This is a genomic window from Stenotrophomonas sp. YJH_SMC_127, assembly GCF_059372445.1.
Genome location: NZ_JCAFVO010000004.1, coordinates 50,111 through 75,780 on the forward strand (window position 1 = coordinate 50,111; position 25,670 = coordinate 75,780).

The 25,670-nt window shown below is 68.2% G+C and carries 27 protein-coding genes; 16 read left to right on the forward strand and 11 right to left on the reverse strand.

All coding sequences use genetic code 11. From position 1 onward, the window contains the following. The first annotated feature begins 121 nt into the window (after positions 1–121). The 6 genes from AC5QAB_RS10875 (at position 122) to AC5QAB_RS10900 (ending at position 5,512) form a co-directional block, all read left to right on the forward strand. Positions 122–1,870, forward strand: a complete 1,749-nt coding sequence (locus AC5QAB_RS10875) for a glutamine--tRNA ligase/YqeY domain fusion protein (protein ID WP_049440148.1) — start codon at positions 122–124, stop codon at positions 1,868–1,870. Positions 1,871–1,913: 43 nt separating this feature from the next. Then, on the forward strand, positions 1,914–2,567 hold the full coding sequence (locus AC5QAB_RS10880) for a hypothetical protein (protein ID WP_164167567.1): 654 nt from the start codon (positions 1,914–1,916) through the stop codon (positions 2,565–2,567). A gap of 48 nt (positions 2,568–2,615) precedes the next feature. Beyond that, the gene (locus AC5QAB_RS10885; protein WP_014645997.1) at positions 2,616–3,338 is read left to right on the forward strand and encodes a DUF6348 family protein; all 723 of its coding nucleotides are present in this window, start codon (positions 2,616–2,618) and stop codon (positions 3,336–3,338) included. Positions 3,339–3,437: 99 nt separating this feature from the next. Continuing rightward, positions 3,438–3,998 carry a nucleoside deaminase gene (locus tag AC5QAB_RS10890; RefSeq protein ID WP_004154307.1) on the forward strand — a complete coding sequence of 187 codons (561 nt, stop codon included), beginning with the start codon at positions 3,438–3,440 and terminating at the stop codon, positions 3,996–3,998. Beyond that, positions 3,982–5,049 (forward strand): 23S rRNA (cytidine(2498)-2'-O)-methyltransferase RlmM, encoded by a 1,068-nt coding sequence (gene rlmM / locus AC5QAB_RS10895; protein WP_046428937.1) that lies wholly within the window; start codon positions 3,982–3,984, stop codon positions 5,047–5,049. Before AC5QAB_RS10890 ends, rlmM begins: the two co-directional genes overlap by 17 nt. A 64-nt stretch (positions 5,050–5,113) precedes the next feature. Then, positions 5,114–5,512, forward strand: a complete 399-nt coding sequence (locus AC5QAB_RS10900; protein WP_134808529.1) for an EF-hand domain-containing protein — start codon at positions 5,114–5,116, stop codon at positions 5,510–5,512. 235 nt (positions 5,513–5,747) lie between these two features. Here the strand turns inward: AC5QAB_RS10900 and AC5QAB_RS10905 are convergent, their stop codons facing one another. Both AC5QAB_RS10905 and ubiH read right to left on the reverse strand, forming a co-directional pair. Further along, positions 5,748–6,929: a UbiH/UbiF family hydroxylase gene (locus tag AC5QAB_RS10905; protein ID WP_197561805.1), complete on the reverse strand. Its 1,182-nt coding sequence runs from the start codon at positions 6,927–6,929 to the stop codon at positions 5,748–5,750. Then, a complete protein-coding gene (ubiH, locus tag AC5QAB_RS10910) occupies positions 6,926–8,134 on the reverse strand; it encodes a 2-octaprenyl-6-methoxyphenyl hydroxylase (protein ID WP_014645993.1) in 1,209 nt (402 codons plus the stop codon). Before ubiH ends, AC5QAB_RS10905 begins: the two co-directional genes overlap by 4 nt. A gap of 109 nt (positions 8,135–8,243) precedes the next feature. Between ubiH and AC5QAB_RS10915 the strand changes: the two genes are divergently transcribed. The 10 genes from AC5QAB_RS10915 (at position 8,244) to AC5QAB_RS10960 (ending at position 18,163) form a co-directional block, all read left to right on the forward strand. Next, positions 8,244–8,828, forward strand: a complete 585-nt coding sequence (locus AC5QAB_RS10915) for a hypothetical protein (RefSeq protein WP_014645992.1) — start codon at positions 8,244–8,246, stop codon at positions 8,826–8,828. Between the two features lie 8 nt (positions 8,829–8,836). Then, positions 8,837–9,391, forward strand: coding sequence for a cob(I)yrinic acid a,c-diamide adenosyltransferase (locus AC5QAB_RS10920; RefSeq protein ID WP_049404150.1), 555 nt, complete (start codon positions 8,837–8,839; stop codon positions 9,389–9,391). A 9-nt stretch (positions 9,392–9,400) separates the two neighbouring features. Further along, positions 9,401–10,339 (forward strand): histone deacetylase family protein, encoded by a 939-nt coding sequence (locus AC5QAB_RS10925; RefSeq protein WP_014645990.1) that lies wholly within the window; start codon positions 9,401–9,403, stop codon positions 10,337–10,339. A gap of 89 nt (positions 10,340–10,428) precedes the next feature. After that, positions 10,429–12,942, forward strand: a complete 2,514-nt coding sequence (gene lptD / locus AC5QAB_RS10930; protein WP_172412077.1) for an LPS-assembly protein LptD — start codon at positions 10,429–10,431, stop codon at positions 12,940–12,942. After that, positions 12,939–14,285 carry a peptidylprolyl isomerase gene (locus AC5QAB_RS10935; RefSeq protein WP_032959016.1) on the forward strand — a complete coding sequence of 449 codons (1,347 nt, stop codon included), beginning with the start codon at positions 12,939–12,941 and terminating at the stop codon, positions 14,283–14,285. The genes lptD and AC5QAB_RS10935 overlap by 4 nt, the downstream gene beginning before the upstream one ends. Before the next feature lie 3 nt (positions 14,286–14,288). Continuing rightward, the gene (pdxA, locus tag AC5QAB_RS10940) at positions 14,289–15,269 is read left to right on the forward strand and encodes a 4-hydroxythreonine-4-phosphate dehydrogenase PdxA (RefSeq protein WP_049440154.1); all 981 of its coding nucleotides are present in this window, start codon (positions 14,289–14,291) and stop codon (positions 15,267–15,269) included. After that, positions 15,266–16,069, forward strand: coding sequence for a 16S rRNA (adenine(1518)-N(6)/adenine(1519)-N(6))-dimethyltransferase RsmA (rsmA, locus tag AC5QAB_RS10945; protein WP_197561806.1), 804 nt, complete (start codon positions 15,266–15,268; stop codon positions 16,067–16,069). The genes pdxA and rsmA overlap by 4 nt, the downstream gene beginning before the upstream one ends. A gap of 13 nt (positions 16,070–16,082) precedes the next feature. Next, positions 16,083–16,466: a Co2+/Mg2+ efflux facilitator ApaG/CorD gene (gene apaG / locus AC5QAB_RS10950; RefSeq protein ID WP_008268668.1), complete on the forward strand. Its 384-nt coding sequence runs from the start codon at positions 16,083–16,085 to the stop codon at positions 16,464–16,466. A gap of 15 nt (positions 16,467–16,481) precedes the next feature. Beyond that, positions 16,482–17,507 (forward strand): symmetrical bis(5'-nucleosyl)-tetraphosphatase, encoded by a 1,026-nt coding sequence (locus AC5QAB_RS10955; RefSeq protein ID WP_049404141.1) that lies wholly within the window; start codon positions 16,482–16,484, stop codon positions 17,505–17,507. Further along, complete coding sequence (locus tag AC5QAB_RS10960; RefSeq protein WP_049404140.1) at positions 17,504–18,163, forward strand: DUF1287 domain-containing protein; 660 nt, start codon at positions 17,504–17,506, stop codon at positions 18,161–18,163. The genes AC5QAB_RS10955 and AC5QAB_RS10960 overlap by 4 nt, the downstream gene beginning before the upstream one ends. A 113-nt stretch (positions 18,164–18,276) precedes the next feature. On the opposite strand, the gene AC5QAB_RS10965 is transcribed toward AC5QAB_RS10960, so the two are convergent. The 9 genes from AC5QAB_RS10965 to AC5QAB_RS11005 form a co-directional block, all read right to left on the reverse strand. Continuing rightward, positions 18,277–18,768 (reverse strand): dihydrofolate reductase, encoded by a 492-nt coding sequence (locus AC5QAB_RS10965; protein WP_032955921.1) that lies wholly within the window; start codon positions 18,766–18,768, stop codon positions 18,277–18,279. 5 nt (positions 18,769–18,773) lie between these two features. Beyond that, on the reverse strand, positions 18,774–19,568 hold the full coding sequence (locus AC5QAB_RS10970; protein WP_014645982.1) for a thymidylate synthase: 795 nt from the start codon (positions 19,566–19,568) through the stop codon (positions 18,774–18,776). Then, on the reverse strand, positions 19,565–20,452 hold the full coding sequence (gene lgt, locus AC5QAB_RS10975) for a prolipoprotein diacylglyceryl transferase (protein ID WP_014645981.1): 888 nt from the start codon (positions 20,450–20,452) through the stop codon (positions 19,565–19,567). Before lgt ends, AC5QAB_RS10970 begins: the two co-directional genes overlap by 4 nt. A 95-nt stretch (positions 20,453–20,547) precedes the next feature. After that, positions 20,548–21,042, reverse strand: coding sequence for a TPM domain-containing protein (locus AC5QAB_RS10980; protein ID WP_049404137.1), 495 nt, complete (start codon positions 21,040–21,042; stop codon positions 20,548–20,550). After that, positions 21,042–21,929 carry a TPM domain-containing protein gene (locus tag AC5QAB_RS10985; protein ID WP_495233387.1) on the reverse strand — a complete coding sequence of 296 codons (888 nt, stop codon included), beginning with the start codon at positions 21,927–21,929 and terminating at the stop codon, positions 21,042–21,044. The genes AC5QAB_RS10980 and AC5QAB_RS10985 overlap by 1 nt, the downstream gene beginning before the upstream one ends. Before the next feature lie 3 nt (positions 21,930–21,932). Next, positions 21,933–22,553 (reverse strand): LemA family protein, encoded by a 621-nt coding sequence (locus tag AC5QAB_RS10990; RefSeq protein ID WP_005415338.1) that lies wholly within the window; start codon positions 22,551–22,553, stop codon positions 21,933–21,935. Between the two features lie 538 nt (positions 22,554–23,091). Further along, positions 23,092–24,252: an MFS transporter gene (locus tag AC5QAB_RS10995; RefSeq protein WP_014645977.1), complete on the reverse strand. Its 1,161-nt coding sequence runs from the start codon at positions 24,250–24,252 to the stop codon at positions 23,092–23,094. A 228-nt stretch (positions 24,253–24,480) separates the two neighbouring features. Continuing rightward, positions 24,481–25,230 carry a TerC family protein gene (locus AC5QAB_RS11000; RefSeq protein WP_049406113.1) on the reverse strand — a complete coding sequence of 250 codons (750 nt, stop codon included), beginning with the start codon at positions 25,228–25,230 and terminating at the stop codon, positions 24,481–24,483. 33 nt (positions 25,231–25,263) lie between these two features. After that, the gene (locus AC5QAB_RS11005; protein ID WP_049406112.1) at positions 25,264–25,659 is read right to left on the reverse strand and encodes a diacylglycerol kinase; all 396 of its coding nucleotides are present in this window, start codon (positions 25,657–25,659) and stop codon (positions 25,264–25,266) included. Between the last annotated feature and the right edge of the window lie 11 nt (positions 25,660–25,670).

Here is a 25,670-nt window from a genome sequence, read left to right on the forward strand (position 1 = left end):
GAGTTGCCGGCCAGCGGCCGGCACTACCAGAGGGCGGGGCCGGCATCCCCACACCCCACCGGGCAGCCCTGCCCCGTACGCGCTAGACTGTTGGTCTTTCTGCCTTTCTTTTCGCCGACTCATGTCCGAGCACACCCCCGCCAGCCCCGAGACCCCCGCCGACAGCCACGAAAAGCGCGATTTCATCCGCCAGATCGTGCGCGAGGACCTGGCCAGCGGAAAGCACCAGGCGATCAAGACCCGCTTCCCGCCGGAGCCGAACGGTTACCTGCACATCGGCCACGCCAAGTCGATCTGCCTGAACTTCGGCATCGCCGGCGAGTTCAGCGGCGTCTGCAACCTGCGCTTCGACGACACCAACCCGGCCAAGGAAGATCCGGAATACGTGGCCGCGATCCAGGACGACGTGCGCTGGCTGGGCTTCGAGTGGAACGAGCTGCGCCACGCCTCGGACTATTTCCAGGCCTATTACCTGGCCGCCGAGAAGCTGATCGAACAGGGCAAGGCCTACGTCTGCGACCTGTCGGCCGAGGAAGTGCGCGCCTACCGCGGCACCCTGACCGAGCCGGGCCGCCCGTCGCCATGGCGCGACCGCAGCGTCGAGGAAAACCTCGACCTGTTCCGCCGCATGCGCGCCGGTGAATTCCCGGATGGTGCGCGCACCCTGCGCGCCAGGATCGACATGGCCAGCGGCAACATCAACCTGCGCGATCCGGCGCTGTACCGCATCAAGCACGTCGAGCACCAGAACACCGGCAACGCGTGGCCGATCTACCCGATGTACGACTTCGCCCACGCGCTGGGTGATTCGATCGAGGGCATCACCCACTCGTTGTGCACGCTGGAATTCGAAGACCACCGCCCGCTGTACGACTGGTGCGTGGACAACGTCGACTTCGCCCATGACGACGCGCTGACCCAGCCGCTGGTCGATGCCGGCCTGCCGCGCGAAGCGGCCAAGCCGCGCCAGATCGAGTTCTCGCGCCTGAACATCAACTACACGGTGATGAGCAAGCGCAAGCTGATGGCGCTGGTCACCGAACAGCTGGTGGACGGCTGGGAGGACCCGCGCATGCCGACCCTGCAGGGCCTGCGTCGCCGTGGCTACACCCCGGCCGCGATGCGCCTGTTCGCCGAACGCGTAGGCATCAGCAAGCAGAACTCGCTGATCGACTTCAGCGTGCTGGAAGGCGCGCTGCGCGAGGACCTGGACAGTGCTGCACCGCGCCGCATGGCAGTGGTCGATCCGGTCAAGCTGGTGCTGACCAACCTGCCGGAGGGCCACGAAGAGCAGCTGACCTTCAGCAACCACCCGAAGGACGAAAGCTTTGGCAGCCGCGAAGTACCGTTCGCACGCGAAGTGTGGATCGACCGCGAGGACTTCGCCGAAGTGCCGCCGAAGGGCTGGAAGCGCCTGGTCCCGGGTGGCGAAGTGCGCCTGCGTGGCGCCGGCATCATCCGCTGCGACGAAGTGATCAAGGATGCCGACGGCACCATCACCGAGCTGCGTGGTTGGCTGGATCCGGAATCGCGTCCGGGCATGGAAGGCGCCAACCGCAAGGTCAAGGGCACCATCCACTGGGTCAGCGCCGTGCATGGCGTGCCGGCCGAGATCCGCCTGTACGACCGCCTGTTCTCGGTGCCGAACCCGGACGACGAATCGGAAGGCAAGACCTACCGCGATTACCTCAACCCGGAATCGCGCCGCACTGTCACCGGCTATGTCGAGCCGGCCGCGGCCAGCGCCGCGCCGGAGCAGTCGTTCCAGTTCGAGCGTACCGGCTACTTCGTGGCCGACCGCCGCGACCATACCGCAGCCACGCCGGTGTTCAACCGCAGCGTGACCCTGCGCGATACCTGGTCGGCCTGAGGACCTGCGCGGGCGCCTGGATGGCGCCCGCAGGACCGCGACGATGATCACCGCCCTTTCCGTCCTGCTCTGGTTCATCTCGCAGCATCCGCTGCTGACGTTCTTTGCAGCAATGGTGCTGGCCGGGCTGGTCTCGTGGTGGCGGCGCTTTCCGGGCTACGCCATCGTGGTGTTCCCGCTGGCGATGCTCAACATGTTCCTCGGCCACTTCCTCAACGCCGCCTTCCTCAACGTGGTGGGCGAGCGTGGTGAAGCGGTGATCGTCAAGGCCGAGCGAACCAGCTCCACGCTCAACGAACAGTACATCTGGCGCTACGAAGCGGTGCTGCGCACGGCCGAGGGGCGCGACGTGGACGTGGTGTTCCACACCAATACCGCTTCGCTGTGGCCGCTGGAAAACGCCATCCGCATCCCGGCGCGCGACCAGCCGTTCGTGGTGAAGTACACGCCGGGCTTCCCGCGCAACATCGTCATCCTCACCAACGAGTCACCGCACGGCATCGCCCAGGCCCGGGCCAGCGCGCGCGAGCGGGTGGAAGTGGCGGCGCGCAAGCTGCACTTCAGCCCGGGCAATGCCGAGTTCCGCGCCGACTATCGCCGCGAGCTGGAAACCTGGCTGCGCGACCACGGCAACGATCCGCAGCAGCAATCCGACGCGCAGCGATATCGCGCCGAGCTCGACGCACTCGACCGCTAGCCCCAGGCCCTGCCTGGATGTTCCGCCCCATCCATCCACAGGCCTGACATGACCACGAGCGCCACCGCCCTCCTCCCGCTGCTGCAGCAGGCCCTGCAGGACACCGGCACCGCCAGCCGCATCGACGGCAACGCGCTGCTGCTCGACAGCGGCCTGCGCCTGACCCCGCATGCAATGGCCGCGCAAGCGCGTGACAACGGCGGCTGGCAGACCTCCACCGTCATTGAAAGCCAGCATCCGCAGTTGTTCGCCGATGGCCTGTTCGAGTACCAGCACGCAAATGGTGCCGATGAGCAGGCATCGCTGTTGTCCGGCTTCCAGGCCTGGGCCCGGGTGGACCTGGTGACCCTGCAGACCGCGATCGGCGCCCAAGACGCACAGGGCCTGCCGATGATGGGCCTGACCTATCCGGTCGGCGACGAGGGTGAGGAACATCAGCGCACCGTGGTGCTGGGGCCGTTGGCGCACTACCGTGCACAGGACGTGGATGCCTCCACCTGCAGCGAAGACGATCATGGCTCCTGCCCCTGCTGCCTGTTCACCCGCAGCATGGAGGCCTTCGACGAGCTGCTGAAAGCCCGCCATTTCCTCGCCATCCGCCTGTTCGCCTCGCGCGATGCCGACGGCCTGTGCGAGGCCGATTGCCGGGTCAACGGCCACGACTTCGCCGCCGCCCTGCCCCTGCTGCGCGCCTATGCTGCCAGTTGGCCGCAGGCCGGGCTGGAATTCCGCAAGCAGTACGTGGTGATCCGCACCGGCTCGCCGGGCTGAGCCACGCCCACACCCGGTACAGGCCGGTGCGGCTACACTGCGCGCCGGTTTCCCCCAAGCAACCGCACTTTTTCCCATCCCACACGAGGCACCCCCGCGATGCTGTACGCGCAAGTCCACCTGACCCTTCCCGCCTGGATCCACGACCAGATCGACCTGGATCGTCGATATCCGGGCGATGAGGCCAAGGTCGCGCTGGCGATCGAGCTGTCGCGGCTGAACGTCGAGCACGCCAGTGGCGGTCCGTTCGGTGCGGTGGTGTTCGGACCGGACGACAAGGTCATCGCCGCCGGCGTGAACCGGGTGATGCCGCACGCGACCTCGCTGGCGCACGCCGAGAACATGGCCTACATGCTGGCCCAGCAGCGCCTGCAGACCCCGCGCCTGAACGCGGTGCTGTCGCCGGTCACCCTGGCCACCAGCTCGCAGCCGTGCTGCCAGTGCTACGGCGCCACCGTGTGGGCCGGCATCGACCGCCTGCTGATCGGTGCCAACTCGGCCGACGTCGAGGAACTGACCCCGTTCGATGAAGGCCCGCTGCCGGCCGACTGGGTGGGTGAACTCAACAAGCGCGGCATCGAAGTGGTGCAAGGCCTGAACCGCGACGCCGCGCGCAGCGTGCTGCGTGCCTATGGGGAAAGCGATGGCGCCCGTTACTGAAACCGGCATCGGCCTGCTGTGCCTGTGCCGGCAGGGCTTCGAGCCCGAGCTGGCCGGCGAGCTGCAGTTCCGCGCCGGTGAAGCCGGTTTCGCCGGCTATGCGCGCACCCAGCGCAATGACGGCTACGTGCTTTTCATGTGCGACGAAGCCGCCGCGCTGGCGCCGCGCCTGCGCTGGCGCGAGCTGATCTTCGCGCGGCAGAAGCTGGTGGTGCTGGCCGAACTGCCGCAGCTGGACCCGGCGGACCGGATCACCCCGATGCTGGAAGTGCTGGCCGATGCGCCGCGCTTCGGCGACCTGTGGGTGGAACACCCCGATTCGGACGCCGGCAAGCCACTGTCCGGTCTGGCCCGTGCCTTCGGCAATGCACTGCGCCCGGCGCTGCGCAAGGCCGGCAAGCTCACTGATAAGCCGAACAACCGCCTGCCGCGCCTGCATGTGGTGTTCGTCGATGGCACCCATGCCTTCGTCTGCGTGGCCGACCCGGCCGACAGCGCACCGTGGGCGCTGGGCATCCCGCGCCTGAAGCTGCTGCCCGAGGCGCCTTCGCGTTCGGCGCTGAAGCTGGACGAGGCGCTGCTGACCCTGCTGACGCCGGAAGAACGCGAAGCACTGGCCAAGCCCGGCATGCGTGCGGCCGACCTGGGCGCCGCCCCCGGCGGCTGGACCTGGGTGCTGACGCGCCAACACATGCATGTTCTGAGCATCGACAACGGCCCGTTGCGCCAGCATGTGCTGGACACCGGCCTGGTCGAGCACCTGCGCGCCGATGGCTTCCACTGGCACCCGGAACAGCCGCTGGACTGGATGGTCTGCGACATGGTCGAGCAGCCGCGCCGCGTGGCCGAACGCATGGCCACCTGGTTCCGCGAGGGCTGGTGCCGGCATGCGATCTTCAATCTGAAACTGCCGATGAAGAAGCGCTGGGACGAAACCCGGCTGTGCCTGGACCTGTTCCAGGACCAGGCCGGCAAGCCGCTGGTGGTCCGCGCCAAGCAGCTCTATCACGATCGTGAAGAGATCACCGTGCTGGCTTCGCCACTGCGCTGATCCGTCATCGGCGGCACAGGTTGCCGGGAGTACGCTCCCGGTACCCTCTGGCAAGGAGCCTGTCATGAACCTTCCGCGTGCTGCCCTGCTGTTGACCATCCTGCTGGCCTCGCTACCGGCCATCGCCCAGCACGGCCCGTCCACGCCGGCGCAGAGCCAGCCGCTGGGCCCCACCGGCGGCGCGATCCGCCAGCAACCGCTGGATGCGGGCCGGGTCAGCGGCAGCGTCGAAATTCCGCAGCCGGCCGGCGAGGCGCAGGTGACCGTGCGTTCGCTGGAACCGAGCAGCGTGGTCGGCCAGTACCGCATCCGCTTCAGCGACCTCGACGTGAACGGCGATGGCTTCATCAGCCGCGAGGAAGCACAGGCCAATCCGGCGCTGGCCGACGAATTCAATTCGCTGGACCGCAGGCACCGCGGCAAGCTGGACCGCACCGACCTGGCCGGCTGGCTGGTGGATTGAATCCACCCGCGGTCTTCATCCACGCATGGCGTGGATTCACTGGATCAACGGCGGTAGCAGCGCCCGCTTTCGGTAGGTGCCAACCTTGGTTGGCACAACATCGGAACGCCGTCGCCCCATCTGGGCCGACGTGACCTGGCAGACGTGCCAACCAAGGTTGGCACCTACCAGAGCGGGATCCCGTGGTTGCTAACGCGCCAGCGGTGCCCGCAGCATCGTGCGGTTTGCGTTCCGGCTACACCCCGGCGGCGCGCTTCCAGAACGCCTGTACCAGCGGCGGCCATTTGCCGACACAGCCCAGCGCGCGGCCACGGGCCAGGGTCAGGTGCATCTCGTCGTTGGAGAACAGGCGGTTGATCGCATCGAAGCTGTAGGCGGCGATCTGGTTGTCGCTGCGCCGTTCGCGTGCCCAGCGCTGCAGACGCTGCGGCGACAGCCGCGGCTGGCCACGGCGCTCGGCCGACGGCGCCAGCCACTGCTGCAGGGCGGCGACATCGCGCAGGCCCAGGTTCACGCCCTGCCCGGCCAGCGGATGCACCACATGCGCGGCATCACCCAATGCCAGTACGCGGCCGGCCACGTAGTGACGGGCCAGTTGGCGACGCAGCGGGAAGGCCGCACGCGGTGACGCCAGTCGCAGCTCACCCAGCCGTGCCGCGAAGGCGCGGGTCAGTTCCCGGTTGAAGGCGTCCTCGTCCAAGGCCAGCACACGTGCCGCCTCGTCCTCGGGCAGGGTCCAGACGATCGAGCTGCGGCGCTCGGCCACCGGCAGCAGCGCCAGCGGCCCGCCCGGCAGGAAACGCTGCCAGGCGGTGGCCTGGTTGGGAAGATCGCTGTCCACGTAGGCCACCACGCCACGCTGGTGGTAGTCGTGCCGCTCGACCTCGATCCCGGCCAGCTGGCGCAGGGTCGACTCGGCGCCGTCGGCGGCCACGGCCAACGCCGCTTCCAGGCGACGCCCGTCATCCAGGCGCAGGCGCACGCCCTCCTCGTCCTGCTCCAGCGCGTCCACCCGTGCCGGGCAGTGCAGCTGCACACCCGCCGCCGGCAGTGCCGACCACAGGCGATCCTGCAGCAGGCCGTTCTCGACGATGTAGCCCAGTTCACGACGGCCGAAGCGATCAGCATCGAACAGCAGATCTTCGCCACCGGCCGCATCCCACACCTGCATGCGCCGGTAGGGCCAGGCGCGGGCCTGGGCGATCGCCGGCCACACGCCCAGGCGGCTCAACAGTTGTACGTTGTCAGCAGCGAAGGCGAACACGCGCAGGTCAGGCTGTGCGGCCTGCCACGGCGCGGGCTCACGACCTTCCACCAGCGCAACCGACAGGCCGGCATCGGCCAACGCCAGCGCACAGGCAGCGCCGACCACGCCACCTCCGACGATGGCCACGTCCAGGCGCACACGCCGGCTCATGCCGCTTCTCCACGGCACAGCCGCGGCACTTCGCCACGGAAGCCCATCGCGCCACCGACCAGCATCGACTGCACCGAGGCGCGTTGCGCGGCCACCAGGCCGAGGCTGCGCAGCGGCCGCATCAGCGGTGCCGGATTGCTGGTCAGCCGTGCCAGGCCACCCGAGAACGCCACCGTCTGCCGTCGGTCTTCCTGGCGGCGCGCAACATAGGCCTGCAGCAGCACATCGCTGCCGGCATCCTCGTGCGCATCCTCCAGCAGTTCGGCCAGGGTCAGCGCATCGCGCAGGCCCAGGTTGAAGCCCTGCGCACCCAGCGGATGGATGGTCTGCGCGGCATTGCCCAGCAGCACCGTGCGTTCACCGGCCAATGCGCGCGCCAGCACCTGGATGAGCGGGTAAGCGCTGCGCGGGCCGGATTCGAGCAGCCGACCGGCACGCCAGCCGATCGCATCCTGCAGGCGCTGCAGCCAGGCCGCATCGTCCAGCGCCATCACCGCATCGGCCTGGTCCCGCGCCACGCCGTGCACGGTGCCGAAGTGGCGGTCGCCGCGCGGCAGCAGGGCGGTCGGGCCGGTATCGGTGAAGCGCTCCCAGGCCGTGCCATCCGGCGCGCGCTGGCTGCGCACGCGGGCCACGAACAGGGTCTGCTGGAAATCATGCCGGTCGACCTCGATGCCCAGCGCGCCACGCACACCGCTGGTCGTGCCATCGGCACCGACCACCAGCCGTGCCAGCAGTACGCGCTCGCCGGTCTCGTCGGCCACCCGCACCTGGCGGTAGCCGTCGACCACCTCGCCCAGGCCCAGGAACCGCATCGGCCGGTAGCGCCGCAGCTGCGGCAGCTCCTGCAGGCGCGCTTCCAGCGCCTGGCCGAAGTCACGCGCGACAACCACCTGGCCGAACCACGGCCGGTCGTAGTCGGAAGCCTCCAGCTGCACGCGGCCGAAATCGCCGGCGCGGCTGACATGGATGCGGCGGATCGGGCCCGGCGCCATCGCCAGCTTCTGCATGACCCCCAACGCGGTCAGCGCGTTGACGGTCGCCGCGGCGAAACTGAGGTTGCGCTGGTCGAACACCGCCGGCAGCTCGCCGGCCGGGCTGGCTTCGAGCAGGCCCACGTCGCGGCCCAACCGGTCCAGGGCAATGGCCAGGCTGGCACCGACCAGGCCGCCACCGACGATCAGCACGTCATGTCGTTCACTCATGGTGTTCATGATACGCGCTCGCCCCGCCCGAACACCCAACAGCCCCCGACCTGCGCCAACCGGCGCGGCGGGCTAGAATGAAACCTGAATCCGCTCCGGGCCCGCTGCCATGTCCGCCACCGCCAACCGTGCCTTCGTCCTGTCCGTACTCGTGCTGTTGCTGGCGGCGACCCGGGTCAACCACTTCGCGGCGATCCCGGATGCCTCCTGGGCGGTGTTCTTCATCGGCGGCTTCTACCTGGCTGGCTGGACCCGCTGGGCGTTCCCGCTGCTGATGGTGTTCGCGGTGCTGGTGGACTGGATCGTGATCCGCAGCAGCGGCCTGGATTTCTGGCAGCACTACTGCGTGTCGCCGGGCTACTGGCTGCTGCTGCCGGCGTATTTCTCGCTGTGGGCCGGCGGCATGCTGCTGGGCCGCAACTACCAGGGGGCACGCTGGCCGGTACTGGCCAAGGGCGCGCTGCTGCTGGTGGCCTCGGTGGCGGTCTGTCACCTGCTCGCGCAGGGCGGCTTCTACTGGACCAGCCGCAACGTGGCCGAACCGACGCTGGCCGGCTGGGCACAGAACTACGCACAGTGGTTCGGGCCGTACCTGCGCACCACCGCCATCTACGTGGCGCTGGCCGCCGCCCTGCAGCTGGCCGTGGAGCAGGTACTGAAGCTCCAGCAGGCCCGCCGCGACATCCGGCACTGAGCCGCGCCATGGGTCATCGCCTCTCGCGCATCTATACCCGCACCGGCGACGACGGCAGTACCGGCCTTGGCGACGGCCAGCGCGTGGCCAAGGATGATGCCCGCGTGGCGTCCTACGGCACTGTCGACGAAGCCAATGCCGCACTCGGCCTGCTGCTGGCCACGGCGCTGCCCGAAGACGTGCGCGCGCTGGTGGTGCATCTGCAGCACCAGCTGTTCGACCTGGGCGCCGAACTGTGCATCCCCGGCCACGCCGCGATCCACGCCGCCGATGTGTCGGCACTGGAACAGCAGTTGGATCACTACAACGCCAGCCTGCCGATGTTGAAGGAATTCATCCTGCCAGCCGGTGGCGAGGCCGCCGCACGCTGCCACCTGGCGCGCACCATCGTCCGCCGGGCCGAGCGCGAGACGGTCACCCTGGCCCGCCACGACGCCGTGCGCAGCGAGGCGCTGCAGTACCTCAACCGGCTGTCGGACCTGTTGTTCGTGCTGGCCCGGGTGCTGGCCCGTGCCGATGGCCATGGCGAAGCGCTGTGGCAGCCACAGCAGCGCCAGCGCTGAGTCGGCACGATGCTGGTCTTCACCCATCCGTCCTGCCTGCTGCATGACCCCGGCCCTGGCCATCCGGAGTGCCCGCAACGCCTGCAGCATGTGCTCGATGCCCTGCACGCCGCCTTCCCTGGCCAGCTGGACTGGCGCGAGGCGCCGCCGGCCAAGTTCGGCGAACTGACCCGGGTCCACGACAGCGCCCTGCTCGACTTCGTGCTGCAGCCGCAGACCGCGCCGCTGCGACAGCTGGACATGGACACCTGGACCTCGCCCGGCTCGGCCAGTGCCGCCGTGCATGCCGCCGGCGCCGGCGTGGCGGCGGTAGATGCGGTGATGCTGGGCGAGGACCCGCTGGCGTTCTGCGCGGTGCGGCCACCGGGCCACCACGCCACCAGCAGCACTGCGATGGGCTTCTGCCTGCTGAACAACATCGCCATCGCCGCCGCCTACGCCCGTGACCGTCATGGCCTGGAGCGCATCGCGGTGGTCGATTTCGATGTCCACCATGGCAACGGCACCCAGGACATCTTCCAGCACGACGCCCGGGTCTCGTACTACAGCACCCACCAGGCCGGGCTGTTCCCCAACTCCGGCCTGCGCCGCGACCGCGGTGCCGGCAACCTGATGAACATCCTGCTGCCCCCCGGCAGCGGCGGTTTCCGCTTCCGCAATGTGTGGGCCGACGAGATGCTGCCGGCCATCGACGACTTCCGGCCGCAGCTGCTGCTGATTTCGGCCGGCTTCGATGCCCACCTGCGCGATCCGCAGGCCGACCTGATGCTGGAAACCGACGATTTCGCCTGGATCACCCGCGAACTGCATGCGCTGGCGCGCCGCCATGCGGCCGGCCGGGTGGTCTCGATGCTGGAAGGCGGCTATGACCTGCAGGCCCTTGCCGAGTGCAGCGTGGCCCATGTCCGGGCCCTGCTGCCCCCCCCACCGGGCAGCGTCTCCGGATGAACCCGAACCGGCAGGATCCGACGCCCTTCATTGCCCCTATGCAAGGGATGGGGCAAGCTACCGTCCGTTTTCGCCCGAATCCGAACCGCGTGCGCCGAGCCCTCCGCCTGCTTCCCCTGCCTCTGAGCATCGCCATCTGCCTGCCGGCAATGGCCGATGAAAAGCCGCTCAACTGGGGCCTGTGCCCGGCTACCGACGTGATTCCCGCGTTCACCGATGCCCCTGTCCCGGTCCCGGTCCCGGTCCCGGGACAGGACAAGGCCGCCGCCAGCGCCGCGCGCGAGCAGCAGCCGACCGACATCGAGGGTGACCAGCTGCTGGGCACCACCACCGTGCCGCAGTACGAAGGCAACGTGGCCCTGCGCCGTGGCGACCAGTTCGTCGGCACCGACAAGCTCAGCTTCGATACCGAGACCGGCAACTACATCGCCGACGGCAATGTCCGCTACCAGGACTCCTCAATCCGCATGGTCGCCAAGCGCGCCGAGGGCAACCAGGAAAGCGACACCCACAAGATCACCGACATCAAGTACCAGCTGGTGTCGCGCCGCGGCAACGGCGATGCCGAATCGGTCGACCTGCAGGGCGCGGTCGGCCAGATGCACCGCTCCACCTACACCACCTGCGACCCGTCGCAGCCGGTGTGGAAGCTGTCGGCGCCGCAGATCGAAGTGGACAACGACGAAGGCTTCGGTACCGCCCGCAACGCCGTGCTGCGCATCGGCAAGGTGCCGGTGCTGTGGGCGCCGTACTTCAAGTTCCCGATCGACGACCGCCGCAAGACCGGCCTGCTGTTCCCGCAGCTGGGCATGTCCGGCCGCAACGGTTTCGATTACGCACAGCCGATCTACTTCAACCTGGCGCCGAACTACGACGACACGTTGACCCCGCGCTACATGAGCCGGCGCGGCCTGATGCTCGACAACGAATTCCGCTACCTCTACAACGGCGGCCGCGGCGAACTGCTGACCGCGTTCATGCCCAATGACAAACTGCGCGACCGCGACCGCGGCCGGGTGATGTTCGGCGGCTACCACAACCTCGACGACCACTGGCAGGCCCGCGCCAACCTGGCCTGGGTCAGCGACGAACGCTATGTGGAAGACTTCGCCAACCGCCTGGTGGGGGTCACCGCGTCGAACCTGCAGAGCACCATCGGCCTGTACGGCACTGGCAGGAACTGGACGGCCGGCATCATGGCCGACCGCTGGCAGCTGACCGACTACACCCTCAACGAGGGTGCGCTGGCCTACAACCGCCAGCCGCGCCTGTATCTCAACTGGGACAAGCCGGTCCTGCCGTGGCTGGAAACCGGCATCTACGCCGAAGCCGTGCGTTTCACCCACGACGACATCAACTTCAAGTACGGCGCTGATGCGGGACCGGACCTGCAGTACACCCGCAACGGCAGCCGTCAGACCGACGGCATCGGTGTCAGCGGCGGCTCGCGGCTGGATGTCAAACCCTACGTGTCGTTCCCGATCAGCGGCGCGGCCTGGTATGTCACGCCGACCCTGGCCTACCGCTATACCGGTTACCAGCTGGACCGTGGCCTGGTTGATGGCGTGAACGGCATCCGCGGCCAGATCCTGCGTTCGCAGGGCATCGACCCGAACACCGCCACACCGGAACAGCTGCGCGGCAACACCTCGCCCAGCCGCAGCCTGCCGATCGGCAGCATCGACGCCGGCCTGTTCTTCGATCGCGAGACCCGCATCGGTGGCAAGTCCTTCCTGCAGACCCTGGAACCGCGCCTGTTCTACCTGCGCACGCCCTACCGCGATCAGGACGAGCTGCCGATCTTCGACACCCGCGACTTCACCTTCAGCTGGGGCCAGCTGTTCCGCGATTCTCGCTATACCGGCGCCGATCGCCAGAACGACGCCAACCAGCTGACCATGGCGCTGAGCACCCGCTTCATCGACCAGACCACCGGCAAGGAACGCTTCTCGGCCTCCATCGGCCAGATCCAGTACTTCGACGAATCGCGGGTGACCGTCACCCCGGGTGGCGCGCCGGTGGAGAAGGGCAAGTCGGCGTGGATCGCTGACGGCAACTACATGATCAACGACCGCTGGACCCTGGGTGCCACCTACCAGTGGGACCCCAAGTACAAGCGCGAGGATCTGGCCAGCGTCCGCGCCCGCTACCTGATGCCCAACGATGGCGTGATCAACCTCAGCTACCGTTACCGCATCAACTCCGGCGCCCCGGCCACCGCCAACAAGCATGACCGCACGCTGCTGGAACAGGCCGACCTGTCGTTCCTGTACCCGCTGAATGCGCGCTGGAGCCTGGTCGGCCGCTACTACTACTCGCTGCAGGACAAGGAACCGCTGGAGATCATCGCCGGCGTCCAGTGGGACAGCTGCTGCCTGGCCGTGCGTGCGGTCGCCCGCCGCTACGTCCGCAACCGCGAAGGCGAGATGAACAACGCCATCCAGCTGGAGTTCGTGCTCAAGGGCCTGAGCTCCCTGGGCCAGGACACGGACCGTACCCTGCGCCGTGCTATCCTCGGCTACAACCGCGACGACCTCTATCTCGTGCCGCCGAGCAACACCGGGGCGACCCGGGATGACTACGATCCGAACCTGATCCCATGACCAAGCGCTTCCCCGTTCTTCTCGCCTCGCTGCTGGCGGTGTCCAGCGTGTCCGCCCCCCTGCAGGTGCTTGCCCAGGAGGCGCAGCCGCTTGACCGCATCGCCGCCGTCGTCGATGAGGACGTGATCCTGCAGAGCGAGCTCCAGCGTGCGATCGCCAACATCAAGGCGCAGTACGCCGGCCGTGAAAACCAGCTGCCGCCGGAAGACGTGCTCAGCCGCCAGGTGCTGGAGCGCCTGGTGCTGGTCAAGCTGCAGGTGGCCCGCGCCCAGGGCAGCGGCATCCGGGTCAGCGACCAGGAGCTGAACCAGGCGATGAACTCCATCGCCCAGCAGAACGGTTCGAACCTGGACGCCCTGCGCCAGCGCCTGGCCCATGACGGCATCGACTTCAACGATTTCCGCGCCTCGGTGCGTGACGAGATCACCGTGCAGCGCCTGCGCCAGAGCTTCGCGCAGAGCCGCATCAGCGTCAGCGAGGGTGAAGTCGACGCCGCGCTGAAGCAGCAGGCCACGGTGGGCAACCAGTACCACCTGGCGCACATCCTGATCGCCCTGCCCGACGGCGCCAACGCTGACCAGATCGCCACCGGCCAGAAGAAGGCCGATGGTGTGAAGACCCTGCTGGACAAGGGCGAGCTGGACTTCAACGCAGCGGCCGTGCGCTATTCGGATAGCCCGAATGCACTGGAAGGCGGCGACCTGGGCTGGCGCAGCCTGGATGAAATCCCGCAGGCCTTTGCCCAGATGATGGAAAAGATGAAGCCCGGCGAAGTGGTCGGCCCGATCCGTGGCCCGAGCGGCTTCCAGCTGCTGAAGCTGGTGGAAGTGCGTGACGCCAGCTCCGCCGCCGCCGGTGAGCATACGGTCACCGAATTCCACGGCCGCCATATCCTGGTGCGCGTGGACGACCACCAGACCGACGCCGCCGCCAAGGCCAAGATCGACACCCTGCGTGCCCGCATCGCCGGTGGTGCCGAGTTCCAGACCGTTGCCAAGGAATCCTCCGAGGACAACAACAGCAAGGGCCAGGGCGGTGACCTGGGCTGGTTCCCGGCCGACGCGTTCGGTCCGGCCTTCGGCCAGCAGGTGGAAGGCCTCCAGGACGGTGGCGTCAGCCAGCCGTTCCGTACCGATGCCGGTTGGCACATCGTGCAGCGCGTGGCGACCCGCCAGACCGACGTGACCACCGACAACCAGCGTGCCCAGGTCCGCGAGACCATCGGCCGCCGCAAGCTGGAAGACGAGTACAACCGCTTCCTGCAGGAACTGCGTGGCGAAGCCTACGTCAGCTTCCGCAGCGGCGACCGCGCGGAAAACACCGCCACCCCGCCGCAGTCCTGACCGATGCGCCCCGAGCTCGCTCTGGTACCGGGCGAGCCCGCCGGGATCGGCCCGGAGCTATGTGTCCGCCTCGTCCAGCAGCCGCGTGAAGATTGCCGGCTGCTGGCCTTCGCCGACCCGGACACCCTGCACGCGGCTGCGGCCGCGCTGAACCTGCCCCTGCAGCTGCTGCCCGAGGACGCCGAAGCACGCGCCCCCGGCGATCTGCGCCTGCGCACTGTCCGCAACGCTGCGCCCAGCCGCTTCGGCCAGGCCGATCCGGCCAATGCCGGCGCGGTCATCGGCGCCCTGCTCGGCGCCGGCCAGGCCTGCCTGTCCGGCGAACTGCACGGTGTTGTCACCGGCCCGGTGCACAAGGCGGTCATCAATGAAGGCGGCATCGCCTACAGCGGCACCACTGAACTGCTGGCCGACCAGGCCGGGGTGAAGGTGGTGATGATGCTGGCCAACCACATCGTGCGCGTGGCCCTGGCCACCACCCACCTGCCGCTGCGCGAGGTGGCCGATGCGATCACCGCGCCCGGCCTGGAGCACGCGCTGCGCACGGTGCACGCCGCACTGCGCCGTGAGTTCGGCCTGCCTGCGCCGCGCATCGCCGTGCTCGGCCTGAACCCGCACGCCGGCGAAGATGGCCACCTGGGCCGCGAAGAACTGGATCTGGTCATCCCGCTGCTGCAGCGCCTGCGCGCGGAGGGCATGGACCTGGTCGGGCCGCTGCCGGCCGATACCGCCTTCCTGCCCGCCAAGCTGGCCGGCTTCGACACCGTGCTGGCGATGTACCACGACCAGGGCCTGCCGGTACTGAAATATTCCGGCTTCGAACAGGCGGTGAACCTGACCCTGGGCCTGCCCTATCCGCGCGTGGCGGTGGACCATGGCACCGCGCTGGAGCTGGCCGGCCGCGGCATCGCCGATCCCTCCAGCCTGCAGGCGGCAACGACGCTGTGTGCGCAGCTTGCGCGGCAACGTACACTGGGCGCATGAATTCCCCGCATTCCCCCTCCGGCCCGGTGTTCACCGCACCGGCCAAGAAGCAGCTTGGCCAGCATTTCCTGGCCGACCGCCACTACATCGACAAGATCGTGATGGCGGTCAACCCGAAAGACGGCGACCGCCTGGTCGAGATCGGCCCTGGCCAGGGCGCGATCACCCTGCCGCTGCTGCGCGTGCACCCCACGCTGACGGTGATCGAGTTCGACCGCGACCTGATCGCGCCGCTGACCGCCGCCGCCGAGCCGCTGGGCGAGCTGACCATCGTTCATCGCGACGTGCTGCGCGTGGACTTCACCGAACTGGCTGCCGGCCAGCCGATCCGCCTGGTCGGCAACCTGCCCTACAACATCTCCTCGCCGATCCTGTTCCATGCGCTGGAGCATGCCGCGGTCATCCGCGACATGCACTTCATGCTGCAGAAGGAAGTGGTCGACCGCATGGCGGCCGGCCCCGGCAGCAAGGTGTATGGCCGCCTCAGCGTGATGCTGCAGGCCTACTGCCAGGTGACCTCGCTGTTCGTGGTGCCGCCGGGCGCGTTCCGGCCGCCGCCGAAGGTCGATTCGGCCGTGGTGCGTCTGGTGCCGCGTGACCCGGCCGCGATCAACATCAACGACCACAAGCGCTTCGCCGACGTGGTCAAGGCCGCCTTCGGGCAGCGCCGCAAGACCCTGCGCAATGCCCTGAACAACGTGGTGTCCGCCGAGCAGTTCATCGCCGCCGGCGTGCGTCCCGATGCCCGCGCCGAACAGCTGGACGTGGCCGAATTCATCGCTTTGGCCAATGCCTCCTGATTACACTGCCGGTATGGAAGACGCTGACGTTTATGCCATCTCCGTCGAAGTCGCGCCGCGCTTCCTCGACGATCAATCCGCGCCGGAAGACGGTCGCTTTGCGTTCGCCTACACGATCCGCATCCACAACCAGGGGCGGGTCGCGGCACGCCTGGTCGCGCGCCACTGGCGCATCACCGATGCCAATGGTCGTGTCGAGCATGTCGATGGCGACGGGGTGATCGGCGAGCAGCCGCGGCTGCGCCCCGGTGAAGACTTCCGTTACACGTCCGGTGTCATGCTGGGGACCGATCACGGGACCATGCAGGGGCACTACGACATGGTCGCCGACGATGGCACCGAATTTGCCGCGCCGGTCGCACCCTTCGTGCTGGCCGTGCCGCGTACCCTGCACTGACACGGAGGCCGAACGATGAGTGTGTGGGCGATCGGCGACCTGCAGGGCTGCTATGACGTCACCCAGCGATTGCTGGAGAAGATCCGCTTCGACCCGGCGCAGGACACCCTGTGGTTCTGCGGCGACCTGGTCAACCGCGGCGGGCAGTCGCTGGAAACGCTGCGGCTGGTGCACTCGCTGCGCGAGCACAGCGTGGTGGTGCTGGGCAACCATGATCTTTCGCTGCTGGCCGTCGGTTCGCGTACCGAAGAGGAACAGCGCAAGGTCAACCCGGACCTGCTGCGCATCGTGCAGGCCGAGGACCGCGACGAACTGCTGGACTGGCTGCGCCTGCAGAAGCTGGTGCACGTGGACCGCGAGCTGGGCTGGATGATGGTGCACGCCGGCCTGGCGCCGAAGTGGACCACGCAGATGGCCGAGAAGCATGCCGCCGAGGTCGAGGTGCAACTGCATGGCGCCGGCTACCGCAAGCTGTTCCGCAACATGTACGGCGACAAGCCGAGCTGGGCCCCGAACCTGTCCGGTTACGACCGCTCGCGCGCGATCATCAACGTGCTCACCCGCATGCGCTACTGCACCCCGCGGGGGCGCATCGGCATCGAGGACAAGGGCACGCCGGGCACGCAGGAACAGGGGCTTTATCCCTGGTTCGAAGTGCCCGGCCGGGTCGAGCGCGACCTCAAGGTCGTCTGCGGCCACTGGTCGGCGCTGGGCCTGACCATCACCCAGGGCGTGCACGCCATCGACACCGGTGCGGTCTGGGGCGGCAAGCTGACCGCGCTCCAGCTTGATACCGACGAGCTGCGCGTGGTGCAGGTCCCGGGCCGCGACGTACCGGCACCCGTGCCCAACGCCCGCCCGCCGGCGCGACCGGCGCACGAGCGCCCCGGCGCCGCGACGCAGGGCAAGGAACAGGGCGGCAACGCCGCTGCCAGCCCGGGCAACCGTGGCCCACGCCGCCGTCGCCGTCGTGGTGGCGGAGGGGGCGGCGCGGGTGGCGCGGGTGGCGGCACCCACAACAGTCCCCCGCCGCAGGCGTGACGCGGCGCGGCTGGGCACCAGGGACGGTGCTGCTGACGCTGGCCCTGGCCAGCGGCTGCCAGCCCGGCTCGCCGCCTGCTCCCACGGCTGCGGATGGTGCTGCACATGCGCCGACGCAGCCGCAGGCCCCTTCGCCGCCACTGGTGGCCGCAGCCCGCGCGCAGGTCGGCGTCACCACCCGTTACGATCCTGCTTACCAGGTACTGGCCTATCCTGGCGGCGACGTGCCACTGGATCGCGGCGTGTGCACGGACGTGGTGGTGCGCGCCCTGCGCGATCTGGGCCTGGACCTGCAGGCACGCGTGCATGAGGACATGCGCGGCAGTTTCAGTGCCTATCCGGCGATCTGGGGCCTGTCACGGCCGGACCGCAACATCGATCATCGTCGTGTACCGAACCTGATGCGCTGGTTCGAGCGCCAGGGCTGGCAGCAACCGGTCACGGCCCTCGCCGCCGACTACGCGGCCGGCGACATCGTTGCCTGGAAGCTCAATGGCAACGGCCTGCTGCACGTGGGCATCGTTTCTGACCGGCGCCTGGCCAACGGCACACCGCTGGTGCTGCACAACATCGCGCGCGGCACGCGCGAAGAGAACCTGCTGTTCCAGCACGCGATCATCGGGCATTACCGGATGCCGTTGCGACAGTCCCGGTAGAGTCGACTGTTAGTCGACTATCGCGCGCAGCGCGGGTTTTTCGGGTGACCGCCGAGAGCAGTCGACTAACAGTCGACTCTACCCCGTCGGTGTTTTCGTTGGTATTTCCGCGATCAGCGGCGCACGTAGTGCACGAAGCGGAACGCGTAGGCGTGCCGTTCGTCGGCCGGGTGCGGCTCGCTGCTCACTTCCTGCCAGTCCTGCACGTCCACTTCGGGGAAATGGGTATCGGCGGGGACTTCGGCATCGACCCAGGTCAGGTACAGGTCACTGGCCTGGTCCAGCAACTGGTGGAAGATCTCGCCGCCGCCGATGATGCACAGCTCGCGGGCGCCCTCGCCTTCGGCAATCGCCTTCGCCTCGTCCAGCGACGCCACCGCACGCATGCCCTCGAACGGCACCTGGCCGCTGCGGGTCAGTACGAGGTTGGTCCGCCCCGGCAGCACGCGGCCGATCGACTCGGCCGTCTTGCGCCCCATCAGGATCGGCTTGCCCAGGGTGAGCGCCTTGAAGTGCTTGAAGTCATCCGGCAGGTGCCAGGGCATGGCATTGCCCTGGCCGATGCCACGGTTGCGGTCCAGCGCCACGATCATCGACAGCTTCAGGGCGCTCATACCGCCACCGGCGCCTTGATCGCCGGGTGCGGGTCGTAGCCGTCGATGCGGATGTCGTCGAACTGGAAGCCGAACAGGTCGGTCACCTCCGGGTTCAACCACAGCTTCGGCAGCGCGCGCGGCGCGCGCGACAGCTGCTCGCGGGCCTGCTCGAAGTGGTTCGAATACAGGTGCGCGTCACCCAGCGTATGCACGAAGTCGCCCACGCCCAGGCCGGTGGCCTGCGCCACCATGTGGGTCAGCAGCGCGTAGCTGGCGATGTTGAACGGCACGCCGAGGAAGATGTCGCCGCTGCGCTGGTAGAGCTGGCAGCTGAGCTTGCCGTCCACCACGTAGAACTGGAACAGGTTGTGGCACGGCATCAGCGCCATCTGCGAAAGCTCGCCCACGTTCCAGGCACTGACCACCAGCCGGCGCGAATCGGGGTTGCGCTTGATCTCGTCCACAAGCCACTGCATCTGGTCGATCTGGCGGCCGTCGGCGGTGGCCCAGCTGCGCCACTGCTTGCCGTAGACCGGGCCGAGGTCGCCGTTCTCGTCGGCCCACTCGTCCCAGATGCGCACCTGGTTGTCCTTCAGGTAGCCGATGTTGGTGTCGCCCTTCAGGAACCACAGCAGCTCGTGGATGATCGAGCGCAGGTGCAGTTTCTTGGTGGTGACCAGCGGGAAGCCTTCGTTGAGGTCGAAGCGCATCTGCCAGCCGAACACGCTGCGGGTGCCGGTACCGGTGCGATCACTCTTCTCGGCGCCGTGCTCGAGCACGTGCGCCAGCAGGTCCAGGTAGGGCTTCATGCCTTGCCCTCGGCAGCCACCGGCAACTGCGGCTGCAATACCGGCGCGCGGCGCGACATCACCAGCAGCACCAGGCCGAAGGCGATCAGCGGCAGGCTGAGGATCTGGCCACGGGTCAGCCAGTCGAAGGCCACGTAGACGCCGTTGTCCGGCATGCGCACGAACTCCACCGCGAAGCGGAACAGGCCGTACATCAACGCGAACAGGCCACCCACCAGGTAGCGGTGGCGCGGCTTGGCCGACACCGCCCACAGCACCACGAACATCACCAGGCCTTCCAGGAACGCTTCATACAGCTGCGACGGATGGCGGGCGTACGGGTTCAATGCGCCGGTGGCGAACTGCGCCTGCAGCGTCGCGTGGTCGAGCTGGTTCAGCGGGGCCGGCAGGCCGGACGGGAACACCACGCCCCAGGTCCCGTCGGTGTACTTGCCCCACAGCTCGGCGCCGATGAAGTTGCCGATGCGGCCGAAGCCCAGGCCCAGTGGCACCAGCGGCGCCATGAAATCCATGGTGTCGAAGAAATGCAGCTTGTGCTTGCGCGACCACCACCAGCAGGCGCCCAGCACGCCGAGCAGGCCACCGTGGAAGCTCATGCCGCCGTCCCACACCTTGAACAGCAGCAGCGGGTTGTGCAGGAAATCGCCCAGCGCGTAGAACAGCATGTAGCCGATGCGCCCGCCCAGCACCACGCCGAGCATGGCGTAGAACAGCAGGTCGGAGAAGCCGTTGGCATCGACGCCCGGCAGGCGCCCCGCGGCAATGCGCGTGCGGCCCAGCAGCCACGCTGCGGTGAAGCCGAGCAGGTACATGATGCCGTACCAGTGCACCTTGATCGGCCCCAGCGAAAGGGCGATGGGGTCGATGTCGTGGAAATAGATCATGGGAAACGCCTGGCGGGAGTACGGGTATTTTAGCGTCCCTGCCCCGCCCGGGGCCGGGGCCGGCACGGGCGGAGGACCACGCCGCAGATCAGGGTTCAGTCCAGGATCTGGGGCGCGTCAGGCAACGCGTCATGCTCGGACCGCATCGAGGCCGGAAAGTGCCCTTCGATCAGGCTGGAGACCTCGTCGACGGCATCCTGCAATGCCTCGACCGGATGGGCGCCGCGCAGGCCCTCGCGCAGGTGGGTGCAGACCCGCTGCCACTGCGCCGGGCTGACCCGGCCGTGCAGGCCACGGTCGGCAACGATCTCGATCGCGTGATCGGCCAGCAGCAGGTAGATCAGTACGCCGTTGTTGTGGGCGGTATCCCAGGTTCGCAGGCGCGCAAAGGCATGCTCGGCGGCCTGGCGCGGGGTCACCCTGTGCCACAGCGCCCCCAGCGGCAGGTCCGCTTCCACCGCGAACATCACCTGCCCGCCGTGGCGCTGCTCACCGGCCGCGATGGCCCCGGTGATCGCCTGCAATGTGGCAGGTGGGAACGCACGCCGCACCGAGGGCGAGAATACATGGCGGAACAGACGTTGGATCATCACCAGCCTCCCGAAGCGCCACCGCCACCGGAACGGCCGCCGCCACCGCCCCAGCCACCACCACCACCGAATCCACCGCCCCCGCCGAAACCGCCTCCGCCACCCCAGCTGCCACCGCCCCAACCGCCACCGCCGGCAAAGCGGCCCGGGTGGCCGGACAGCATCGCCACGATCAGGCCGACCACGCCGGCCAGGCCACTGGCCAGCAGCGTGGAGGTGAACAGGAATGCTGCCAGCGCCGCACCCGCGCCGCCGAGCAGGCCGCGCAGCGGACGCGGCACGCGCGAGAAGACCCCGCGCAGGATGCTGCCAGCGAACACGCCGATGAACAGCGCCAGGAACCAGGTATCGCCACCACCACCGGGTTCGCGCCCGCGATGACCGCTGACCGGTGCCGGCAGCGGTTCGCCGTCGATCAGCTTGACCAGCACCGCCGTGGCATCGGTGATGCCGCCGGCATAGTCGCCGCTGCGGAAGCGCGGGACCAGGTATTCCTGGATGACCCGGTTGGCGATGGCATCGGGAATGGCGCCTTCAAGGCCGTAGCCCGGCTCGATGCGCACGCGCCGGTCATCCTTGGCCACCACCAGCAGCACGCCGTCATCCACGCCCTTGCGGCCGATCTGCCATTGATCGAAGACCCGCGTGGTGTACTGCGCGATGTCCTCCGGCTGGGTGGTGGGCACCACCAGCACCTGCAGCAGGCTGCCCTTGCGCTGCTGCAGCTCGATCGCCTGCTGCACCAGCGCCTGCTTCTGCGTGGCGTCCAGCGTGTCGGTGGTATCGACCACCGGCGAGTCCAGCGCAGGAATCGGCGCCAGCGGCTGTCCCTGCGCTGCCAACGGCAGCCACAGCAGCAGGGCCAGCAGCGCAGTGGCCAGGCGCATCGGTCAATGGCCCGGCTGCGGCGCCGGCTGCTGCTGCGGCGCGTTGCCGAAATCGACCGCTGGCGCGTTGGAAATCTGCGCTTCGTTGTCCACCGTGAAGTTCGGCTTGGTCTTGTAGCCGAAGATCTTGGCGGTGATCACCTGCGGGAACGAACGGATGTAGGTGTTGTAGTCCTGCACCTGCTGGATGTAGCGGCCGCGCGCAACCGTGATGCGGTTTTCGGTGCCTTCCAGCTGGGCCTGCAGGTCGCGGAAGTTCTGGTCGGACTTCAGCACCGGGTAGTTCTCGGTGACCACCAGCAGCCGCGACAGTGCGCTGCCGAGTTCACCCTGGGCCTGCTGGAACTGCTTGAGCGAGGCTTCGTCGTCGGCGTTGACGTTGATCTGGCCGACGCGCGAACGGGCGTTGGTGACTTCGGTCAGCACGCGCTCTTCCTGGCTGGCAAAGCCCTTCACCGTCTGCACCAGGTTGGGCACCAGATCGGCGCGGCGCTTGTACTGGTTGAGCACCTCAGACCAGCTGGCCTTGACCGCCTCATCCTTCTGCTGGATGGCGTTGTAGCCGCAGCCGGACAGCAGGGAGGCCAGCAGCATCAGGGGCAGGACACGGGTAAACAGGCGCATGGCGGAGGTTCCGGGTGGGCTTGGCACCGAGCATGCCACGGTTCGGGTGAAAGACCGGCCATCGGGCACCGCCCCCTCCGCGGTGGGTGGCGAGGAAGCGTTATCGGGGTCGGCCGGGAGGGTGGGTTGGCTGGGGGGCGCTGCCAGTACGTCCGTGTAAGCTCGGTCGCCGCATCCATGCGGCTCACGCCCCCAGCCAACCCACCCTCCCGGCCACGGACAATTTCCTGCGCACCGCGGGAAGATCAAGAGAAAAATCAAAAGCAAAAGCCGGTTCTTCAGGCATTCGTGTCGACCAAGGTCGACACCTACCAGAGCGGGGCGCCGTTACGACAGATCGCGGGAATCTGTCGAAGGCGGGGTGGGTCCGGTTGAGGGGGCGTGAGCCGCATGGATGCGGCGACCGAGCTTACATGGACGTACTTGCAGCGTCCCCCTCAACCGGACCCACCCCGCCAACCCACGGAATGCAGGCTTTTGCCGTTGACGTTGATTCAGCGGGTGCAGGGCTGCAAGCCCTGCCGTAAACCCTCTCCCCTCAGCAGGCCTCAGCCACCGCGGTGCGGGGACGCCCCAGCCACGCCAGCAGCAGGCCCGATGCCGCCAGCAGGCCACCGGCCACCGGAATCGCGGCATAGCCCAGGCCCGAGCTGATCACCGCACCGCCCAGCGCCGCACCCACCGCATTGCCCAGGTTGAACGCACCGACGTTGATCGACGACGCCAGGCCCGGCGCCTCGCTGGCCGCCTGCATCACCCGGATCTGCAGCGGCGGTACGAGGGCGAAGGTCGCCGCGCCGAACAGCAGCACACCGAGGGCGGCGGTGGCGTGGCTCATGAAGGCCAGCGGCAGCACGAACATCAGCACCGCCAGGACGGCCAGCAGGATCCGTGTGGCGCCATCCAGCGACCAGTCGGCCATGCGCCCACCGATGCCGTTGCCGAGGGTGAAGCCGATGCCGATCAGCGCCAGCGAGATCGCGATGAAGGTATTGGAGGCGCCGGTCAATTCGGTCAGCACCGGTGCGACGTAGGTATAGAGGGTGAACATCGCACCTGCGCCAAGCACGGTGGTGGCCATCGCCAGCAGCACCGGCGGCTGCAGGATCGCCTTCAGTTCGCGGCGCACGTCCGGGCGCGGCCCCGGTGCAGATGCCGGCAGCGCGAAACCCAGCGCGGTGATTGCGATCAGGCCCAGCGCCGCAGTACCGGCAAAGGACAGGCGCCAGCCCAGCTGCTGGCCGACCCAGGTCGCCAGCGGCACGCCGCCGATGTTGGCGATGGTCAGGCCCATGAACATGGTGGCCACGGCCGCAGCCTGCTTTTCCTTCGGCACCAGGCTGGCGGCGACCACCGCACCGATGCCGAAGAAGGCACCGTGGTTGAGGCTGGTGACCAGGCGCGACAGCAGCAGCAGCCCGTAGTTCGGCGCCAGCGCGGACAGCAGGTTGCCGACCACGAAGATGGACATCAGCAGCATCAGCGCGGTGCGCTTGCCGAAACGGCCCATCAGCAGGGTCATCACCGGCGCGCCCAGCATCACGCCCACGGCGTAGGCGGTGATCAGCATGCCGGCGGTGGGGATGCCAACCCCCACGCCGTCGGCGATGACCGGCAACAGGCCCATCGGGGCAAATTCGGTGGTTCCAATGGCGAAGGCGCCAACGGCAAGCGCCAGCAAGGCGGCTCTGGAATTCATGGGGGTTTCCTGGGGGGCGGGAATCGGGAGTGCGTAGCCTGCGCGCTTTGCTGCGCCGGATTAAGCCTCGGCCCGGGAAAACACTGTTGATCCTGATTCACAAGTGAAGGCCGGAACGCCGCCGCAAGTGCAAAAACCGCAGCGCCGTTCGTTGTAGAGCCGCGCCCCACAACGCAGAACCCCCGGCCAGGCCGGGGGTTCTGGGTGACACACGTGCCAATGGCGCGCTTACCAGTTGCCGGCGCCCGGCACGTTGTGTTCGCGGGCGCGGCGGCGCATCAGCAGGTTCAGCCACTCCACCAGCACCGAGAAGCCCATCGCGGCGTAGATGTAGGGCTTGGGCACGTGCACGTCCAGGCCGTCCAGGATCAGCACCGCACCGATCATCAGGATGAAGGCCAGGGCCAGCATCTTCACGGTCGGGTTGGCGTCGATGAAGCGGCCCAGCGGGTTGGCGGCCAGCAGCATCACCAGCACCGACAGCAGGATGGCAGCCACCATCACCGGGATGTGGTCGGCGATGCCCACGGCGGTGATCACCGAGTCAAGCGAGAACACGATGTCGATCACCGCGATCTGGGCGATCACGTAGCCGAACACGGCCGACGCCTTGGTGGTGGTGGGGTCTTCGTCCTCGCCACCGCTGATCAGTTCCTTGATCTCCATGCAGCCCTTGATGATCAGGAACAGGCCACCAACGATCAGTACCAGGTCGCGGATGGAAATGCCCATGCCGGCCACGGTGAACAGGTTGGCCGCCATGTGCGCCAGGTAGGCCAGCGAGACCAGCAGGCCGATGCGGGTGATGCAGGCCACCGCGATGCCCAGCTTGCGTGCGAACGGACGACGCTCTTCCGGCAGCTTGCTGACCGCGATGGAAATGAACACCAGGTTGTCGATGCCGAGCACGATTTCCAGCGCGCTGAGCGTGAACAGGGTCACCCAGGCATTGGGGTCGGCGAGGAACTCAAAGGACATGGAAACTCTTCAAGGCAGTGGGGGAATGGGGTTTCAGCCGTAGCTGCCGGCCAGCGCGTGCGGAACCACGACCAGCGCCCAGCACAGCAGCACGTTCATCATCAGCACGAACACCGCTGCCGAGCCCATGTCCTTGGCGCGGCCAGCCAGCTCGTGGATCTCGCTGCCGTAGCGTTCGATCACCGCTTCGATGGCCGAGTTGGCAAGCTCCATCGCCAGCACCAGCAGCATCGAGCCGATCAGCAGCGCGCGTTCGACCGGGGTCTGGCCCAGCCAGATCGCGACCGGGGTCAGCAGGATCAGCAGGTAGACCTCCAGCCGGAACGAGGACTCGTGCAGCCAGGCGGCGCGCAGGCCCTGCCAGGACCAGCGGGCGGCCTGGAAGATGCGGCGCGGGCCGCGGGGCAGATGGCCGAACTGATCAGCCACGGATGGAACAT

Bases quoted from the DNA above. Each gene is read 5' to 3' on its own strand.
- AC5QAB_RS10875 (WP_049440148.1), top strand. From the start codon at position 122: ATGTCCGAGCACACCCCCGCCAGCCCCGAGACCCCCGCCGACAGCCAC.
- AC5QAB_RS10880 (WP_164167567.1), top strand. From the start codon at position 1,914: ATGATCACCGCCCTTTCCGTCCTGCTCTGGTTCATCTCGCAGCATCCG.
- AC5QAB_RS10885 (WP_014645997.1), top strand. From the start codon at position 2,616: ATGACCACGAGCGCCACCGCCCTCCTCCCGCTGCTGCAGCAGGCCCTG.
- AC5QAB_RS10890 (WP_004154307.1), top strand. From the start codon at position 3,438: ATGCTGTACGCGCAAGTCCACCTGACCCTTCCCGCCTGGATCCACGAC.
- rlmM (WP_046428937.1), top strand. From the start codon at position 3,982: ATGGCGCCCGTTACTGAAACCGGCATCGGCCTGCTGTGCCTGTGCCGG.
- AC5QAB_RS10900 (WP_134808529.1), top strand. From the start codon at position 5,114: ATGAACCTTCCGCGTGCTGCCCTGCTGTTGACCATCCTGCTGGCCTCG.
- AC5QAB_RS10905 (WP_197561805.1), bottom strand. From the start codon at position 6,929: ATGAGCCGGCGTGTGCGCCTGGACGTGGCCATCGTCGGAGGTGGCGTG.
- ubiH (WP_014645993.1), bottom strand. From the start codon at position 8,134: ATGAGTGAACGACATGACGTGCTGATCGTCGGTGGCGGCCTGGTCGGT.
- AC5QAB_RS10915 (WP_014645992.1), top strand. From the start codon at position 8,244: ATGTCCGCCACCGCCAACCGTGCCTTCGTCCTGTCCGTACTCGTGCTG.
- AC5QAB_RS10920 (WP_049404150.1), top strand. From the start codon at position 8,837: ATGGGTCATCGCCTCTCGCGCATCTATACCCGCACCGGCGACGACGGC.
- AC5QAB_RS10925 (WP_014645990.1), top strand. From the start codon at position 9,401: ATGCTGGTCTTCACCCATCCGTCCTGCCTGCTGCATGACCCCGGCCCT.
- AC5QAB_RS10935 (WP_032959016.1), top strand. From the start codon at position 12,939: ATGACCAAGCGCTTCCCCGTTCTTCTCGCCTCGCTGCTGGCGGTGTCC.
- pdxA (WP_049440154.1), top strand. From the start codon at position 14,289: ATGCGCCCCGAGCTCGCTCTGGTACCGGGCGAGCCCGCCGGGATCGGC.
- rsmA (WP_197561806.1), top strand. From the start codon at position 15,266: ATGAATTCCCCGCATTCCCCCTCCGGCCCGGTGTTCACCGCACCGGCC.
- apaG (WP_008268668.1), top strand. From the start codon at position 16,083: ATGGAAGACGCTGACGTTTATGCCATCTCCGTCGAAGTCGCGCCGCGC.
- AC5QAB_RS10955 (WP_049404141.1), top strand. From the start codon at position 16,482: ATGAGTGTGTGGGCGATCGGCGACCTGCAGGGCTGCTATGACGTCACC.
- AC5QAB_RS10970 (WP_014645982.1), bottom strand. From the start codon at position 19,568: ATGAAGCCCTACCTGGACCTGCTGGCGCACGTGCTCGAGCACGGCGCC.
- lgt (WP_014645981.1), bottom strand. From the start codon at position 20,452: ATGATCTATTTCCACGACATCGACCCCATCGCCCTTTCGCTGGGGCCG.
- AC5QAB_RS10980 (WP_049404137.1), bottom strand. From the start codon at position 21,042: ATGATCCAACGTCTGTTCCGCCATGTATTCTCGCCCTCGGTGCGGCGT.
- AC5QAB_RS10985 (WP_495233387.1), bottom strand. From the start codon at position 21,929: ATGCGCCTGGCCACTGCGCTGCTGGCCCTGCTGCTGTGGCTGCCGTTG.
- AC5QAB_RS10990 (WP_005415338.1), bottom strand. From the start codon at position 22,553: ATGCGCCTGTTTACCCGTGTCCTGCCCCTGATGCTGCTGGCCTCCCTG.
- AC5QAB_RS10995 (WP_014645977.1), bottom strand. From the start codon at position 24,252: ATGAATTCCAGAGCCGCCTTGCTGGCGCTTGCCGTTGGCGCCTTCGCC.
- AC5QAB_RS11000 (WP_049406113.1), bottom strand. From the start codon at position 25,230: ATGTCCTTTGAGTTCCTCGCCGACCCCAATGCCTGGGTGACCCTGTTC.